The 14,466-nt window shown below is 71.3% G+C and carries 13 protein-coding genes; 6 read left to right on the forward strand and 7 right to left on the reverse strand.

The annotated features are described in order from the left end of the window. Positions 1-57: 57 nt before the first annotated feature. Together E5843_RS11100 and sufT are read right to left on the reverse strand one after the other, a co-directional pair. Entirely contained in the window at positions 58-2,118 is a 2,061-nt protein-coding gene (locus tag E5843_RS11100) for a S8 family peptidase (protein WP_134674001.1), read from the reverse strand. Between the two features lie 264 nt (positions 2,119-2,382). Beyond that, entirely contained in the window at positions 2,383-2,934 is a 552-nt protein-coding gene (gene sufT, locus E5843_RS11105; protein ID WP_134674002.1) for a putative Fe-S cluster assembly protein SufT, read from the reverse strand. Between the two features lie 193 nt (positions 2,935-3,127). On the opposite strand from sufT, the gene E5843_RS11110 reads away from it, so the two are divergent. Continuing rightward, positions 3,128-3,553, forward strand: a complete 426-nt coding sequence (locus E5843_RS11110; protein ID WP_134674003.1) for a hypothetical protein — start codon at positions 3,128-3,130, stop codon at positions 3,551-3,553. Positions 3,554-3,611: 58 nt separating this feature from the next. Here E5843_RS11110 and E5843_RS11115 read toward each other — a convergent pair whose 3' ends face one another. Beyond that, positions 3,612-5,015 carry an NAD(P)(+) transhydrogenase (Re/Si-specific) subunit beta gene (locus tag E5843_RS11115; RefSeq protein ID WP_141065993.1) on the reverse strand — a complete coding sequence of 468 codons (1,404 nt, stop codon included), beginning with the start codon at positions 5,013-5,015 and terminating at the stop codon, positions 3,612-3,614. Then, a complete protein-coding gene (locus E5843_RS11120) occupies positions 5,012-5,311 on the reverse strand; it encodes an NAD(P) transhydrogenase subunit alpha part 2 (RefSeq protein WP_136412655.1) in 300 nt (99 codons plus the stop codon). Before E5843_RS11120 ends, E5843_RS11115 begins: the two co-directional genes overlap by 4 nt. A 162-nt stretch (positions 5,312-5,473) precedes the next feature. Here E5843_RS11120 and E5843_RS11125 point away from each other — a divergent pair, with 162 nt between their 5' ends. The 3 genes from E5843_RS11125 to E5843_RS11135 are packed head-to-tail and all read left to right on the forward strand — an operon-like array spanning position 5,474 to position 6,838. Continuing rightward, complete coding sequence (locus tag E5843_RS11125) at positions 5,474-6,028, forward strand: RNA polymerase sigma factor (RefSeq protein WP_244240769.1); 555 nt, start codon at positions 5,474-5,476, stop codon at positions 6,026-6,028. Then, positions 6,025-6,399, forward strand: coding sequence for a hypothetical protein (locus E5843_RS11130; RefSeq protein ID WP_134674006.1), 375 nt, complete (start codon positions 6,025-6,027; stop codon positions 6,397-6,399). The genes E5843_RS11125 and E5843_RS11130 overlap by 4 nt, the downstream gene beginning before the upstream one ends. A 4-nt stretch (positions 6,400-6,403) precedes the next feature. Beyond that, positions 6,404-6,838 (forward strand): DUF3106 domain-containing protein, encoded by a 435-nt coding sequence (locus E5843_RS11135; protein WP_134674007.1) that lies wholly within the window; start codon positions 6,404-6,406, stop codon positions 6,836-6,838. 14 nt (positions 6,839-6,852) lie between these two features. Here E5843_RS11135 and E5843_RS11140 read toward each other — a convergent pair whose 3' ends face one another. The 3 genes from E5843_RS11140 to E5843_RS11150 form a co-directional block, all read right to left on the reverse strand. After that, complete coding sequence (locus E5843_RS11140; RefSeq protein WP_134674008.1) at positions 6,853-7,968, reverse strand: NAD(P) transhydrogenase subunit alpha; 1,116 nt, start codon at positions 7,966-7,968, stop codon at positions 6,853-6,855. Between the two features lie 152 nt (positions 7,969-8,120). Next, positions 8,121-10,154 (reverse strand): DUF1631 family protein, encoded by a 2,034-nt coding sequence (locus E5843_RS11145; RefSeq protein WP_166815990.1) that lies wholly within the window; start codon positions 10,152-10,154, stop codon positions 8,121-8,123. A 222-nt stretch (positions 10,155-10,376) separates the two neighbouring features. Then, positions 10,377-12,779, reverse strand: coding sequence for a DUF1631 family protein (locus E5843_RS11150; protein WP_141065995.1), 2,403 nt, complete (start codon positions 12,777-12,779; stop codon positions 10,377-10,379). A 78-nt stretch (positions 12,780-12,857) separates the two neighbouring features. On the opposite strand from E5843_RS11150, the gene E5843_RS11155 reads away from it, so the two are divergent. Then, positions 12,858-13,448, forward strand: coding sequence for a nitroreductase family protein (locus E5843_RS11155; RefSeq protein WP_136412659.1), 591 nt, complete (start codon positions 12,858-12,860; stop codon positions 13,446-13,448). A 23-nt stretch (positions 13,449-13,471) separates the two neighbouring features. Continuing rightward, complete coding sequence (locus tag E5843_RS11160; protein WP_244240876.1) at positions 13,472-14,428, forward strand: 5'-3' exonuclease; 957 nt, start codon at positions 13,472-13,474, stop codon at positions 14,426-14,428. The last annotated feature ends 38 nt before the right edge of the window (positions 14,429-14,466 follow it).

Consider the following 14,466-nt stretch of genomic DNA (forward strand, 5'->3'; position numbering starts at 1 on the left):
CTGCCCGCGGCGCTCTATCGGTCCGGGCAGCAGGAGCCGCCCGGACCGGCATACGCCTCAGTTTCCGGTGTAGTTGCCCACCAGGCTGACGCCGGAATACGCGGAATAGCCGCGCACGGTGACGTGCCAGGTCCCGGACTGCGGACTCGCGAACGTGCAGCTTTCGTTGTTGCCGGTGCGATACGGACGGCAGTCGTAGACCGACGTGGTCGGTGCGGCGCCGCGGCGCACGTAGAGGTCGGCATCGCCGGTGCCACCGGACATCGCGAAGCTGAGGTTGCTGGCGCCCGCCGGCACGTTGAAAGTCCAGGTGCGGCTGCTGCTGGCGGCGCCGGACAGCCCGGTGACGGGCACCCCCTTCTGCAACTGGTTGCCGCCACCGCTGCCCGCATTGAAGCTGCCGGTCAGCGTGATGCCGGAGAACGCCGAGTAACCGCGCACCAGCACGTGGTAGGTGCCGGCCTGCGGTGCGGCGAAGGTGCAGGTCTCGGCATTGCCGCTGCGGTACGGGCGGCAGTCGTAGGCCGAGGTGGTCGGCTGCGAACCGAAGCGCACGTAGAGGTCGGCATCTCCGCTGCCGCCGGACATCGCGATGTTGAGGTTGGTGGCCCCGGCCGGCACGGTGATCGTCCAGTACTGGCTGCTGCCGGCGGCGCCGGCCACGCCGGTCACCGGCACGCCGTTCTGCAGTGCCCCGCCGCCCGGCGGATCGGGATCGGGCCCCGGGCCACCACCGCCGCCCGCAGCCGCATCCACGGCCGCCTTCGCATTGATGATGCCGGCGCCGCAGCCACCGGAGCACGCCCCCGGCAGCGGCCGCGCGGTGTCCTTGAGGATCTGCTCGATCTGCGCCGGCGTCAGCGGCGTGGACGCGGCCGACTGCATCAGCGCGACCACGCCAGCCACGTGCGGCGCCGCCATCGAGGTGCCGTTGTAGGAGGCGTAGCTTTCCGCGCCGGGACCCTGGCTGCCGCTGTTGAGGGTGGAGACGATGCCCACGCCGGGCGCCGATACATCGATGCCGGTGCCGTAGTTGGAGAAACTCGCCCGCGCGCCGTTCTGGTCGGTGGCGGCGACCGCGATCACGTTGGCGCAGTTGGCCGGAGTGAACCCGGACACGTTGGCGTTGCTGTTGCCGGCCGCCACCACCACCGTGGTTCCGCGCGACACCGCGCCGTTGATCGCATTCTGGGTGGTGCTGCCGCAGCTGCCGCTGCCGCCGAGGCTCAGATTGATGACCTCGGCCGGGTTCTGGTTGGCCGGCACGCCGGGCACCGAGCCGCCGGAGGCCCAGATGATGCCGTCGGCGATATCCGAGGTGTAGCCGCCGCCACGCCCCAGCACGCGCACGTGCGAGACCTTGGCGTTGAACGCCGTGCCGGCAACGCCGACGCCGTTGTTGGTGAGTGCGGCCACGGTGCCGGCGACATGGGTGCCGTGCCAGCTCGACGGATCGCCGCCGTAGTAGTCGCCGGGGTCGCCCGGGTCGGCATCACGCGCGTTGCCGTCGCCGCCGACGGTGGCGTCGCTGATCATGTCGTAGCCGGCGATGGTGTTGCCGTTGAGGTCGCTGTGGCTGGTGCTGCCGGTGTCGAGCACCGCGACCACCACGCCGGCGCCGGTGGCCACGTCCCAGGCCTGGTCGGCGCGGATGCCGCCGGTGGCGTTGAAGTAGCCCCACTGCTGGCTGTAACGCGGATCATTGGGCGACAGCGCGATCTGCAGCAGCTGGTCGACCTCGACGTACTCCACCGCCGGATCGGCGGCGATCTGCCGCATCAGCATCTCCGCCTCGGCGCGGTCGAGCTTGCGCCCGGTGGTCACGACCTCCGCGCCGGTGCCGGTGCGGCGCAGCGCGCGCACCGTGAGCGGCACGCCTTGCCTGGCCGGCACTGCGCGTGCGGCCGCCTGCAACTGGCGCTGCAAGGCCGCACTGCCCGACTGGGCATCGCTGCCTTCGCGGTACTTGACGATGAAACGGTCGTGCAGCGCGGACGATTGCAGGCCGCCCAGGTCGAGCCGCTCGGCGGCGAGAGCCGGCACGGCCAGCGTGGACAGAGCGGTTGCGGTAGCGATCACCAGCACCCGCATGCGGATGCGTTGATGGGATACGGACATCGGATACTCCCGGGGATGGGGAGACCGTGGCGGCCTCCGTGGGCGACTGCAGGCATCGGCTGTGGGCGTGGACGCAGCAGATAATTGGCGGTGGCTGACGCGACGCGGACACAAACTGACGCTAAGCGACGGTTCATGGTGAACGCAAGGCAACAACACGCCGGCCGTCATCGCATGAATGCGATAGCCATCACGTATCGGGAGATTGGGTGCCGGAATTCCGACGGATAGGTTGCCTGCCGGCAACGCGGACGCGCCCGACGGTCAGTACATGCCGGTTTCGAGCCGCGCCGCTTCCGACATCATGTTGCGGTTCCACGGCGGGTCGAACACCAGCTCGACGTCGGCCTCGGCGATGGTCGGAATCATCTCCAGCTTGCTGCGCACGTCGTCGACCAGGATGTCGCCCATCCCGCATCCGGGGGCGGTCAGCGTCATCTTGACCTCGACCGTCCGGGCGCCGGCCTCGGCGGGATGCACCACCGCCTCGTAGACCAGGCCCAGGTCGACCACGTTGATCGGGATCTCGGGATCGAAACAGGTGCGCAGCTGCTGCCAGACCAGTTGTTCCACCGCGGCATCGTCGGCGCCGTCGGGCAGCACCAGCGGCTCCGGCGGTTCCTTGCCGATCGCATCGGCATCGCGGCCGGCAATGCGGAACAGGTTGCCCTCGACGAACACGGTGTAGCTGCCGCCCAGCGCCTGGGTGATATAGCCCGCGCTTCCCGCGGGCAACGTCACCTCGTCGCCCTGCGGCACGAGGACGGCAGCGCAATCGCGCTCGAAACGGACGGGTTCGCTGCTACGGGAATACATGTGCCGGAGATGGGGGCGCGGGGCGCGGTGGGCAAGCCGTGCATTGTAACGGCCCGTTCCGCCGTCAGGATCCGGCATCCCGGAGCGGCTGCCGGCATGCTGCGTATCGCCCGCCACGCGAAGCCGCCCGGAACCCACCATCGGTCGGGCGCGCCGATCCCGGTATGCTGGCGCGCCCTGCCGCCCGTTGCTGATGACCGCCTCCGAGCCTGCGCGCAAGTCCGCCGCGTTCCGCGCCTTCGATCTCGCCGTGCTTGCAGTGGGCTGTGCCGGTTTCGCGGCGATCTGGGTACTGCTGGCGGGTGGCTTCGCGCGCCCGCTGCACGGACTGGCCGTGGTGGCGGCGCTGGACGCGGCATTGCTGCTGCGGCTGGTGCGCATGCGCCCGGGCGTCGCGCGTGCGCTGGCCGGCGTTGCGCTGACCTCCGTGATCATCGTGCTGGCGCAATGGGGCGTGATCGCCGGCCAGGTCGGCACGATGTTCGGCCTGTTGCCGTGGGAATCCGCGCTCAGGCTCGGTCCGTCGCTGGCCTGGACCATCGCCGGCCTGGCGCTGGATGCGGTGGCGCTGGCGTGGTTCGGTGCGGGGCTGGTGGTCGCCGCGGTGCTGTCACGCTGATCGGTCGAGCGCGCAGCGCCTGTCCGGACGCCGGCGTCGAGCGCGGATGCGTCGGCGCTCAATGCCCGCCGTCGAGTGCCTTGAGTTCCGACACCAGCGCGCCCGCCATCTCCGCGCCGTCGCCATAGAGCATGCGCGTGTTGTCGGCGTAGAACAGCGCGTTCTCGATGCCGGCGAAGCCGGTGCCCTTGCCGCGCTTGATGACGATGGTGTTCTTCGAGTCCACCACGTCGAGGATCGGCATGCCGTAGATCGGCGACGCGGGATCGGTCTTCGCCACCGGGTTGACCACGTCGTTGGCGCCGATCACCAGGCTGACGTCGGTGTTGGCGAATTCGGGATTGACGTCGTCCATGTCGGCGATGAGGTCATACGGCACGCCCGCCTCGGCCAGCAGGACGTTCATGTGCCCGGGCATGCGCCCGGCAACCGGGTGGATGGCGAACTTCACCTTGACGCCGCGCTCGATCAGGCGCTGCGCCAGTTCCCAGATCTTGTGCTGGGCCTGCGCCACCGCCATGCCGTAGCCGGGCACGATCACCACCCGCTCGGCGAACGCCATCATCGCGGCGACGTCGCCGGCCTCGATCGATTTCTGCGTGCCCTCGATGGCCTGCGCGGTGCCGCCACCGCCGAAGTTCGAGAACAGCACGCTGCGGATCGAGCGGTTCATCGCCTTGGCCATCAGTCGCGTCAGCAGCATGCCGGCCGCACCGACCATGGTGCCGGCGATGATCAGCGCCTCGTTGCCCAGCACATAGCCCTCGAACGCCACCGCAAGGCCGGTGAGCGCGTTGTAGAGCGAGATCACCACCGGCATGTCGGCGCCACCGATCGGCAGCGTCATCAGTACGCCCAGCAGCAGCGCGACGACGAAGAACGCCACCACCAGCGGCACCCCCAGCGAGTGCACCAGCATGCCGCCCAGCACCAGCGCGACGAGGAACACCGCCGCGTTGAACAGCTGCATGCCGGGAAAGCTGTAGCGCTTGTCCATGCGGCCGTCGAGCTTGGCCCAGGCGATGATCGAACCCGACAGCGCCACCGATCCGATCAACGCGCCCAGCAATGCCAGCACCAGCGCGATGCGCGATGGCGTCACGCCAGCGTCCGACCAGCGCAACAGCTCGACCGCGCCGATCGCCGCCGCCGAGCCGCCACCGAGGCCGTTGTAGAGCGCCACCATCTGCGGCATGTCGGTGATCGCCACGCGCTTGCCGGAGATCCACGCCAGCGCGGTGCCGATGACGATCGCCAGCACGATCAGCGCGATGTTGCCCAGCCCGGGCAGCAGGAACGTGGCGACGGTGGCCACCAGCATGCCGGCACCCGCCCAGCGGATGCCGCTGCGCGCGGTCAGCGGCGAGGCCATGCGCTGCAGGCCGAGCAGGAACAGCGTGGCCGCCACCAGGTAACTGGTTTTGACCGCGAGCATCAGCATCCCGCCGGCCTCGGGGCTCATGCGCTGCCCCCGGGCCGCCGGCTCGACCGGAACATGTCGAGCATCCGCTCGGTCACCACGTAGCCACCGGCGGCGTTGCCCGCGCCCATCAGCACGGCGACGAAGCCGATCACCTTCTCCGCCGTGGTTTCGGCGTGGCCGAGCACGATCATCGCGCCGATCAGTACGATGCCGTGGATGAAGTTGCTGCCCGACATCAGCGGCGTATGCAGGATCACCGGCACGCGGGCGATGATCACGTGGCCGGCGATCGCCGCCAGCATGAAGATATACAGCGCCACGAATCCATCGCCCATGTGCCCGCTCCCCTTGCCCGCCTCCGCCGGATCATACCCGGCCACGCCCGGCCCGCACGGCGTGCGTGTCAACCGGCCGCCGGCACGGACGTTGATACCCCCGAGCCCCGACCGAGGCCCGCCCCCACCGTGGATGGCAGCCTGTTTCCTTCCAGTGCCCGCATGCCCGTGAACGGCCCCGCCGACCACGCGGCAGGCGCTGCGCCGCTGCCCGCCACGCTGGACGCGTTCTTCGCCGGCGTGCGCACGCGTGCGTTCCGCTTCGCCGAGATCGGCCTGCGCCACCGCGAGGACGCGCTGGACGCGGTGCAGGATGCGATGACCCGGATGCTCGGCTACCGCGAGCGTCCGCCGGAGGAATGGACCGCGCTGTTCTGGACCATCCTGCGCAGCCGCATCGTCGATATCCAGCGGCGGCGGATCTTCCGTTTGGGCTGGATGACCGAGGCCGGCGAGAGCGCCGACACCACCCTCGACTGGGCCGACGACGGCCCCGACCCGTCGCGCGCACACGATTCGCGCGAGGCCTACGCCACCCTCGTCGCCGCATTGCGCAACCTGCCGCGACGGCAGCGCGAAGCCTTCACCCTGCGGGTCCTCGAAGAACTCGACGTGGCGACCACCGCGCGCGTGATGGGCTGCAGCGACGGCTCGGTCAAGACGCACCTTTCGCGCGCCCGCACGGCGCTGCAGCAGCAACTGGAGGATTTCCGATGACCGCCCCCCACGGTCCGCAGGACCGCTTCGACCACGCCGCGCGCCGCCTGCACGACGACGCCCTGCGGCAGATCACCCCGCGCACGCTGGCACGCCTGCGTCCACGCAGTCCTGCCGCGCCTGCCACGGCACTGCCGTCACGACGCCCGGCCTTCGCGCTGGCGGCAGCCTGCGTGCTCGCACTCGCCGCGCTGCTCGGCATGCAGCTGCTTCCGGAGGCGGATTCGCCAGCGCCCGCCAACGCAACGATGGTGGCCCGACAGTTGCCAGCGCCCCCACAGGTCAGCGACCCGCTGGCCACGCTGGAGGAAGACCCCGACATGTTCCTCTGGCTGGCCTCCATCGAGGCGCAGCCGGTGGCAATGGAGTGAACCGATGAAACCCATCCGCACCTGCATCATCGCCGGCCTGCTGGGCCTGGCGGCCTCGGCGATGGCCGAACCCCCCGCCGGCGAGGCCAGCCGCAGCACGCCTGTCCTGCCGGCCTGGGAGCAGCTCGACCAGGCCCAGCGCGACACCCTCATGCAACCGGTACGCGATCGCTGGAACGCCAGCCCCGAGGCGCGCCAGCGGATGCTGCGCCACGCCGAGCGCTGGCAGCAGATGACGCCCGAACAGCGCACCCGCGCCCGCCAGGGGATGAAGCGCTGGGAGGACATGTCGCCGGAGCGCCGGGCCGAGGCCCGCGTGCTCTACCAGCACATGCGCCAGTTGCCGGAGGGCGAGCGCGAGGCCCTGCGTGCGCGCTGGAAGACGATGTCGGCGGACGAGCGCCAGCGCTGGCTCGAGACTCACCGCCCGCGCGAGTAGGCCGTACCGCGCCACTATGCGGGCGCGGCGTCTACTCCCGCCGGCACGCCCGGCCATACCGTCCGTGCCAGCAGCTCGTCGTTCCAGTCGAAGGCGAGCCCGCCATCGGCCAGCAGCAGCTGCACGAAGTTGAGCACGTTGCGGGCGTACATCTCGCTGGCGTGCTGCGCGCCGAGGCTGGCCAGATCCAGCGGACCCGCCACGGTCACGCCGCTCACGTCGTGGGTGTGTCCGGGTCGCGTCGCCGCACAGTTGCCGCCGGTCTCGGCGGCGAGGTCGACGATCACGCTGCCGGGCTTCATGCCGGCCACCATCGCATCGGTGATGATCTTTGGCGCCGGCCGCCCCGGCACGGCGGCGGTACACACCACCACGTCGATTCCGCGCAGGTGTTCCGCGAGCCGGCGTTGCTGTTCGGCCCGCTCCTCGTCGGTCAGCGCGCGCGCGTACCCGCCCTCACCCGCTGCACTCACGCCGAGGTCGAGGAAGCGCGCGCCCAGCGATTCGATCTGCTCGCGCGTTTCCGGCCGTACGTCGAAGCCTTCCACCTGCGCCCCGAGGCGGCGCGCGGTCGCGATCGCCTGCAGTCCGGCCACGCCGGCGCCGATCACCAGCACCTTCGACGGGCGGATGGTGCCGGCGGCGGTGGTCAGCATCGGAAAGAAGCGCGGCGCCAGTTGCGCGCCGATCAGCACCGCCTTGTAGCCCGCCATGCCGGCCTGCGAACTCAGCACGTCCATCGATTGCGCGCGGGTGGTGCGCGGCAGCCGCTCCAGCGGGAAGGCATGCAGGCCGCGCGCGCGGATCGCCTCGCCGCGCTCCGGGTCGGCCTCGGGCTGCAGGATGCCGACCAGCACCGCGCCCGTCCTGAGAGTGTCGAACTGCGACAGCGCCGGCGCCTGCACGCAGAGCACGATGTCGGCACCGTCCAGTGCCGCGGTGCTGTCGTCCACCAGCTGCGCGCCGGCGGCGGCGTAATCGGCATCGGCGAAGTACGCGCCGTCCCCGCTGCCCCGCTCCAGCTGCACCCGTGCGCCGGCGGCAACCAGCTTGCGGCAGGTCTCCGGCGTGACGGCCACCCGCCGCTCGCCCTGCGCCCGCTCGCGCGCAACCCCGATGGTGATCGCCATGCGTCGTCCTCCGCTCGCCCTGCCCCGATCCTAGGAGCCGCGGCGGCGGAAGTCATCAGCGCGTCGTCGACGCCATGCAGCCAGGGTGGCCGCCGCCGCAACCGTCGCCTGCGCAGGACCGTGGAAACCGCGTCCCAACCCGCAGGGACGGCTCAGGGCGTCCCTTGCTCCAGGCGCCGCAGCGCGGCTGCCACCGGGCCCGGCGACGGACGCGGCAACAGCTCGCCACGCGCGATGGCATCCGCAAGCTCCGCACCGGTGCAGACACGCTCGCGCGCACCCTGCGGATTCACCAGCAGGTGGGCACCACTGATCGGGCTGCGCCAGGCCAGGCGCAGCATCCGCGGCGTGGCGCCCGGCCGCTGTTCGACCAGGCGCTGGCCGATATCGAGTGCGTCCGCATCCGGGGACGTGTCGGGTGCCACCACGTCCGCCCCGTCGCCTTCCGGCGCCAGCGGGGTCATCGCCTGCGTTGCGCGCGGCGCATCGGGCTGGGCCAGCTCGGTCACCAGCCCGGCCAGCAGGCGGGTGGCCGCATCGTCGTCGAGACCGCAGGCCGCGCAGCAGTCACGCAACGAGGGCTCGAGGGCGATCAGGGCGTCCGCCACCGCGCGGCCACCGCCGCTGCGCGCATCCGCGTCCAGCCGTTGCATGGCCACGCCGAGCGCGACCGCATCGCGGTAGCGGCGGGAGTCGGCGCCATCACGCAACCAGGTCTGGACCAGCAGCTGGCGCCAGGACTCGGCAAGGAATTCGCCGACGCTGGGCAGCAGCGGACCGCGGGCCAGCAGTGCGCGCAGGCGCATATCGGCATCACGGCGCGCGGCGGCAAGCCGCTCGCGCCCCTGGATCGCCTGCCACACGCGCTTTTCGGCCAGCTCCGCGCGGCGTTGCAACGGCTCGATGGCCTGCTCCATGCGCCGCTGCAGCTGCACGAACAGCTCGTTGTTGCCGTTGTAGTCGTCGATGACCGCCTGCGCGACGTGGTCGGCAAGCTGGTGCAGTTCCTGTTCGACGGGCAGCTCCGCGGGATTGGCGTCCCAGCATTCCACCAGGCGTGCCAGCACCTGCAGCGCCGGATGCACCGGCGACTCGTCGAAGAGGTAGGGGTCCTCCAGCGCCAGGCGCAGGAACGGCAGCGTCAGCCGCGCCAAGCGGTCGAGCGCAGCCGGCGCCAGCGCATGCCGCGACGCGAGTTCGTCGAACAGCCGTCCCACCAGCTCGATGGTGTCGTCCTGGAACTGCGCCGGCACCGCGGTGCCGTGCTGGATGCCGATGCGTTCGCCGACCTGGGCCAGGCAGCTGCGCAGCACGCGCCCGATTGAGGGCTGCCCGCGTACGGCATGCAGCGCATCAGCTTCGGCCTGCAGCAACGACAGCAGGGCCAGCAGTTCTTCCGGGCGCATTTCCCGCATGCCGTCGGCAAACCTTGCACGCCGCACCCGTTCGCGCAGCAGGTTGCCGCGCACCGCATCGGCAGGCGTACGCCGGGGCACGGGTGGCTGGCCTGCCTGCGGCCGCCAGGTCGACGCCTGCGGCGCCAATGCGTTGCCCTGCGACCACACCGTATCGCGCCCGGCACCGGTGCCCACCGCACCCAGCAGCATCGCTTCCTCGCTGCCCGACGCCATCGCATAGCCGGCATCCGCCAGCTCGCCGTTGAGCCATGTATACAGCTCGCCGAGGCGCTCTCCGGCCTGGCGTTCGTAGTGGCGCAACAGCGCGCCACGCACGCGCGAGTTGCAGTCATGCACGGTGACCGCGCGCAGGTAGGCCTGCACCAGCGCACGCGGGCCGAAGGGATTGCCCGGCCGCGACTGGCTGCCAAGGCGCGCCGCCAGCGAATACAGCCGGCGATCGATGGTGTCGAGGATGTCGGCATGCCGCCGCTCCAGCGCGCCGATCACCGGCTCGCCGATCAGCTGCGCCTGCAGCTCGTCGTCGCTGACCAGGGCGAAGGCATCGCCCTGCGCGCCCGGCCCTTCGGTGTGCGGCCAGCCCTGCGTGCCCTGCAGGAAACGCTCCTGCCATCGGCGCTCGTAGCTGGTGGACTGGCGCGTGAGCAGCAGCAGGTCGCTGCGATCCTCGAGCAGCCCCGGCGGCGGATCGTCCAGCATGAGGTTGTCGTATTCACGGCGGGCGGACGCGATCGCGGCGGGCAGCAATGGCGCCAGCCGCGTGCTCATGCCACGCCTGAGATCGTCGAAGACACGGGGCGGACCCGCTACCGTTGTGTCCATGTTGCCGTCGCGTCCCATCGACTCCGCCTGTCCACCCCCGACGGGCGGCCGCCGCTAGCCTAAGCGATACGGTGCCGGCGCATGTAGACGCCTGCGGGGACCCACGCTGCTATCGGCCGGCGGACAGGAATCTTGAGCGCGGCAGGACTGCGCGCCGTGGAGGGCGGCTCAGCCGCCGTTTGCCGCGGCCTTCAGCGGCGCCCGCGGCGCGTGGTTGAGGCGCTGCCACAACTGCTTCATCGCTTCGTCGAAAGGCGCATCCACCGAACGTACCACCGCACGGCCGGCGGCGACCATGGCGGCGAGCTCTTCCGGCGACACCACCAGCTTGCGTATCCCGCGGCGGTTGACCAGCAGGAAGCGCGAGGTCAGCGGGCTGATCCACGCGATGCGCGCGGCGGTCTCGTGCCCGGCGCGGTCGATCAGGCGCACGCCCTGGCCGACCTTGAGCCGGCGCATCCGCGCGGCGATGGCGGGGTCGAACTCCAGCGTGTCGGTTCCGCCCACCAGTCGCAGCGGCGGCAGGCTGTCGTCCTGCTCGAACTCGTCGACCTCGTCCGCCTGCGGCGTATGCACCTGGCGGGCGGTGTCGGGCATCGCCAGCGCGGCGATGATGCGCGCCATCGCTTCGCGGGCACTGGCCGCGTCCAGGCCACAGCTCGAATAGCATTCGCCCAGCGGTACCTGCAGCGCGAGCAACTGTGCCGCGACCGCTGCGCCACGCACCTGCGCGGCATCCGCGTCGACCTGCAGCATCGCGTCGCCGAGGCTCACCGCGAGGTGGTATCGCTCGGCCTCGGGGCCCTCGCGCAGCCAGGTCTGGGTGAGATGGTGGCGCCAGTGTTCGTCGAGGAAATGCGCGACCGCAGCCGTGACCGGACGATCCTGCAGGCGGGACGCGACGAGCTCTTCGGCCGCACGCCGGGCCAGCTGCAGCCGCTCGCGGCCATAGATCGATTCGGCGATGCGACGCTCAGCGATCTCGGCACGCTTGCGCTGCTGGTCGAGCTGGTCGCGCAGTTCGCTGGCCGCCAGTTCGAAGATCGCGGCGTCGTCCTGGAATTCGGCGACCACCCGGTCGACCGCGCGCTCGGCGTGGTCGAGCGTTTCCTGGTCGCGCGCGGTCTCGCCGCTGTTGCCGTCGCAGGCCTCGGTCAGCGCGTCGAGCAGCTTGCGCGCCGGATGCGAGCGGCGGTTGAACAGCGAGTCGTCGACCAGCGCGACCTTCAGGTAGGGCATCACCAGCTTGCCGTACATGGCGCGCGCGCGTTGCAGCAGGTCGTTGGCCTCGACCAGCGACTGGAACAGGATGCCGACCAGGTCGATGGCGTCCTCCTCGTCGGCGCTGAAGCGGACCTGCTCCGGGTCGAGCCCGAGCTGCCGCACGCTGCCGAGGATCTGGCTGCGCAGGACATCGCCGAGCGGGCGCTTGTCCTCACCCGCCAGCGCGCGTGCATAGGGCGCCGGGTCGTCGCCCTGCAGCAGCGAGGCGATGTTGAACATGTCCTCGGTGGCGAGGAACTGTCCGTCGACGGCCGGGGCACTGGATTCGGATCCGGACTCGGATTCGGGTGCCGGGTTGTAGTAGCCGCCCATGCGCCCGGCCAGCGTCGAGCCACCGTGCCGGCGCCACGCATGCAGCTGTTCGCGCACGATGTCGCGGTAACGCAGCGGCTGACCTTCGACATGGCCGGCAGGCGGGCCTGACGTGGCAGGCATCGCGTACCCGGTTGCGGCTTCGGCAACGCCGCCAGCGAACGTCGGCGAGCCGGCCCGGCCGTCCCCGCCGTCGAACCCCGGCGCGCCGGTGTCGCGGGCCTCGACCGTGCCACCCTCGGGCACCCACGCACCCGGGGTCGGCGCCGCCGGCTGCTGGCTGCGCGGGTGCTGCATCACCCGCGGCGCGGGCGCGGCGCCTGCGAACGCGGCTTCGGCCAACGTGGCGTTGGCCTTGGCATAGATATCGCCCAGGGTCTTCGGCAACCGCTTGTCGAACTGCTGGAACACCATCCGCCGCAGGCTGGGGGTCAGGTCCTCGGCGTCGAACAGCGCCACGAACGCAGTGACCGCAACCGCGGGGCGCAGCGGGTTCAGGCGCCTGCCCTGCAGGCCGAGCGCCTGCGCGAGCGCGTCCAGGCGTTCATCGAGTTCGGTCAACGGGTGCAGGAACTGGTGGTCCAGCAGCTCGGTGATCTGCTGGCCGGCAAGATGGATCTCGAGGTCGCCCTCCGACATCAGCTCCAGCGCGCCCTCGCGCTCCGGGTCGCGCGGCTCGGCCTCGCGCCAATGCGCGAAGGCGAGTTCAATGGCGGCGCGGTAGCGCGTGGCCAGTTCCAGCGCGCGCGGCGCCAGGGCCATGATGGCGACACGGTCCTCCTGCGCGGCACTGAAGTCGTGGCCGGCCAGTGCGGCAATCCGCACCTGCTCCTCGATCGTGCTCCAGAAGCCCGACATGACGCCGACGAGGTCGGTCACCGCATCGCGCTGCAGCGTCTCGAGCACACGCTCGGGGCCGCGCGCGCTTCCGCTACGCGCCTGGCGCCTGGCCACGAGGTCGTCGAGAGTGCTCATTAGGGGGACAATACACACTCGCCATCGAACGACGGCGGAATGTGCATACCATCCTGAATGGCGCGTGGAACGTCTGTGATGCCAATCCCAAATACCGCTGATGGCGGCGCCCTCCGGTTCCTGGACCAGCGCCGCTCGACTCCCGCCCGGCAACTCGACGCGCCCGGCCCCGACGACCCGACCCTGCTGCGCATCCTCGCCTCGGCGGTGCGCGTGCCCGACCACGGCAAGCGGGTGCCCTTCCGCTTCCTGCGCATCGCCGGCGACGCCCGCCAGGCACTGGGCGAGCGGGTCGCGACGATCGGCCAGCGGCACAGGCCGGATGCCGGCCCCGCGGCGGTGGACCGCCAGCGCTTCGCCCACGCGCCGCTGGTGCTGGCCGTCGTGGCGGTGCTGGATCCCGATGACACCGCCATTCCCGACACCGAGCGGCTGATGACCGCGGGGTGCGTGTGCTTTGCGGTACTGCAGGCCGCGCAGGCGCTGGGCTATGGCGGCACCTGGCTGACCGGCTGGCCCGCGTTCGATCCCGAAGTGATGGCTGAGCTCGGCCTCGGCGAGGACGAGCGCATCGCCGGCTTCATCCACCTCGGCACGCCGCGCCTGGACGTTCCGGAACGCGAGCGCCCGGATCCGGCGACACTGCTGCGCGACTGGACCCCGGCGTGAGTGCGGCATCGCCCGCGTCCGACATCAGCCACGGCCCCCGCGAGCAGGCGGTGCGCCCCGCGATCCACCTGGTCGACGCCAGCCTGTATGTGTTCCGTGCGTGGCATTCGATGCCGGACGAGTTCCGCGACGGCGAAGGCTGGCCGACCAACGCGGTGCACGGTTTCGCGCGCTTCCTGCTCGAACTGCTGGAGCGCGAACGCCCGCGGCATATCGCGGTGGCGTTCGACGAGGCGCTCGACAGCTGCTTCCGCAACGCGATCTACGCCGACTACAAGGCCAACCGCCCGCCGGCGCCGGACGAACTGCGGCGGCAGTTCGCGCACTGCAAGGCACTCACCCGCGCGCTCGGCCTGGTGGTGCTGGCCGATGCCCGCTACGAGGCCGACGACCTGATCGGCAGTGCGCTGGTGCAGGCGCGCACGCACGGACTGCGCGGAGTGGTCGTCTCCGCGGACAAGGACCTCTCGCAATTGCTGGCGGACGGCGACGAGCAGTGGGACTTCGCCCGCGGCCAGCGCTGGGGCATGGACGGCGTGCCGGCCCGCCACGGCGTACGCGCGGACCAGATTCCCTGCTACTTGGCGCTGTCGGGCGACGCGATCGACAACATTCCCGGCGTCCCCGGCATCGGTGCCAAGACGGCGGCCGCACTGCTGGCGCACTTCGGCGATCTGGAAACCCTGCTGGCGCGGGTGGAGGAAGTGCCCTACCTGCGCCTGCGCGGCGCCCGCCAGACCGCGGCGCGGCTGCGCGAGCATGCCGCGCAGGCACGCCTGTGCCGGCAGCTGACGACGATCGCGCTGGACGCGCCGTTGGGCGCCGCCATCGCGCCGTTCCCTCGCGGTGCGGCCAATGCCGCCGAGCTCGGCGCGCTGTGCGAGGGGCTGCGCTTCGGCCCGCTGACCCGCCGCCGCCTGCAGATGGCTGCGGGCCTCGAGGCGCTGCCGGGCACGCTCCCGGACACCGCCGCGTACTGAGGCCGCGGGTACGCGCACACACGCGGTCGCGCTAGCAT

This window comes from Luteimonas yindakuii, assembly GCF_004803715.2.
In the GTDB taxonomy this organism is placed as follows: Bacteria; Pseudomonadota; Gammaproteobacteria; order Xanthomonadales; family Xanthomonadaceae; genus Luteimonas; species Luteimonas yindakuii.

Bases quoted from the DNA above. Each gene is read 5' to 3' on its own strand.
- E5843_RS11115 (WP_141065993.1), bottom strand. From the start codon at position 5,015: ATGAGCCCCGAGGCCGGCGGGATGCTGATGCTCGCGGTCAAAACCAGT.
- E5843_RS11125 (WP_244240769.1), top strand. From the start codon at position 5,474: ATGCCCGTGAACGGCCCCGCCGACCACGCGGCAGGCGCTGCGCCGCTG.
- E5843_RS11120 (WP_136412655.1), bottom strand. From the start codon at position 5,311: ATGGGCGATGGATTCGTGGCGCTGTATATCTTCATGCTGGCGGCGATC.
- E5843_RS11130 (WP_134674006.1), top strand. From the start codon at position 6,025: ATGACCGCCCCCCACGGTCCGCAGGACCGCTTCGACCACGCCGCGCGC.
- E5843_RS11150 (WP_141065995.1), bottom strand. From the start codon at position 12,779: ATGAGCACTCTCGACGACCTCGTGGCCAGGCGCCAGGCGCGTAGCGGA.
- E5843_RS11100 (WP_134674001.1), bottom strand. From the start codon at position 2,118: ATGTCCGTATCCCATCAACGCATCCGCATGCGGGTGCTGGTGATCGCT.
- E5843_RS11110 (WP_134674003.1), top strand. From the start codon at position 3,128: ATGACCGCCTCCGAGCCTGCGCGCAAGTCCGCCGCGTTCCGCGCCTTC.
- E5843_RS11145 (WP_166815990.1), bottom strand. From the start codon at position 10,154: ATGAGCACGCGGCTGGCGCCATTGCTGCCCGCCGCGATCGCGTCCGCC.
- sufT (WP_134674002.1), bottom strand. From the start codon at position 2,934: ATGTATTCCCGTAGCAGCGAACCCGTCCGTTTCGAGCGCGATTGCGCT.
- E5843_RS11140 (WP_134674008.1), bottom strand. From the start codon at position 7,968: ATGGCGATCACCATCGGGGTTGCGCGCGAGCGGGCGCAGGGCGAGCGG.
- E5843_RS11155 (WP_136412659.1), top strand. From the start codon at position 12,858: ATGCCAATCCCAAATACCGCTGATGGCGGCGCCCTCCGGTTCCTGGAC.
- E5843_RS11135 (WP_134674007.1), top strand. From the start codon at position 6,404: ATGAAACCCATCCGCACCTGCATCATCGCCGGCCTGCTGGGCCTGGCG.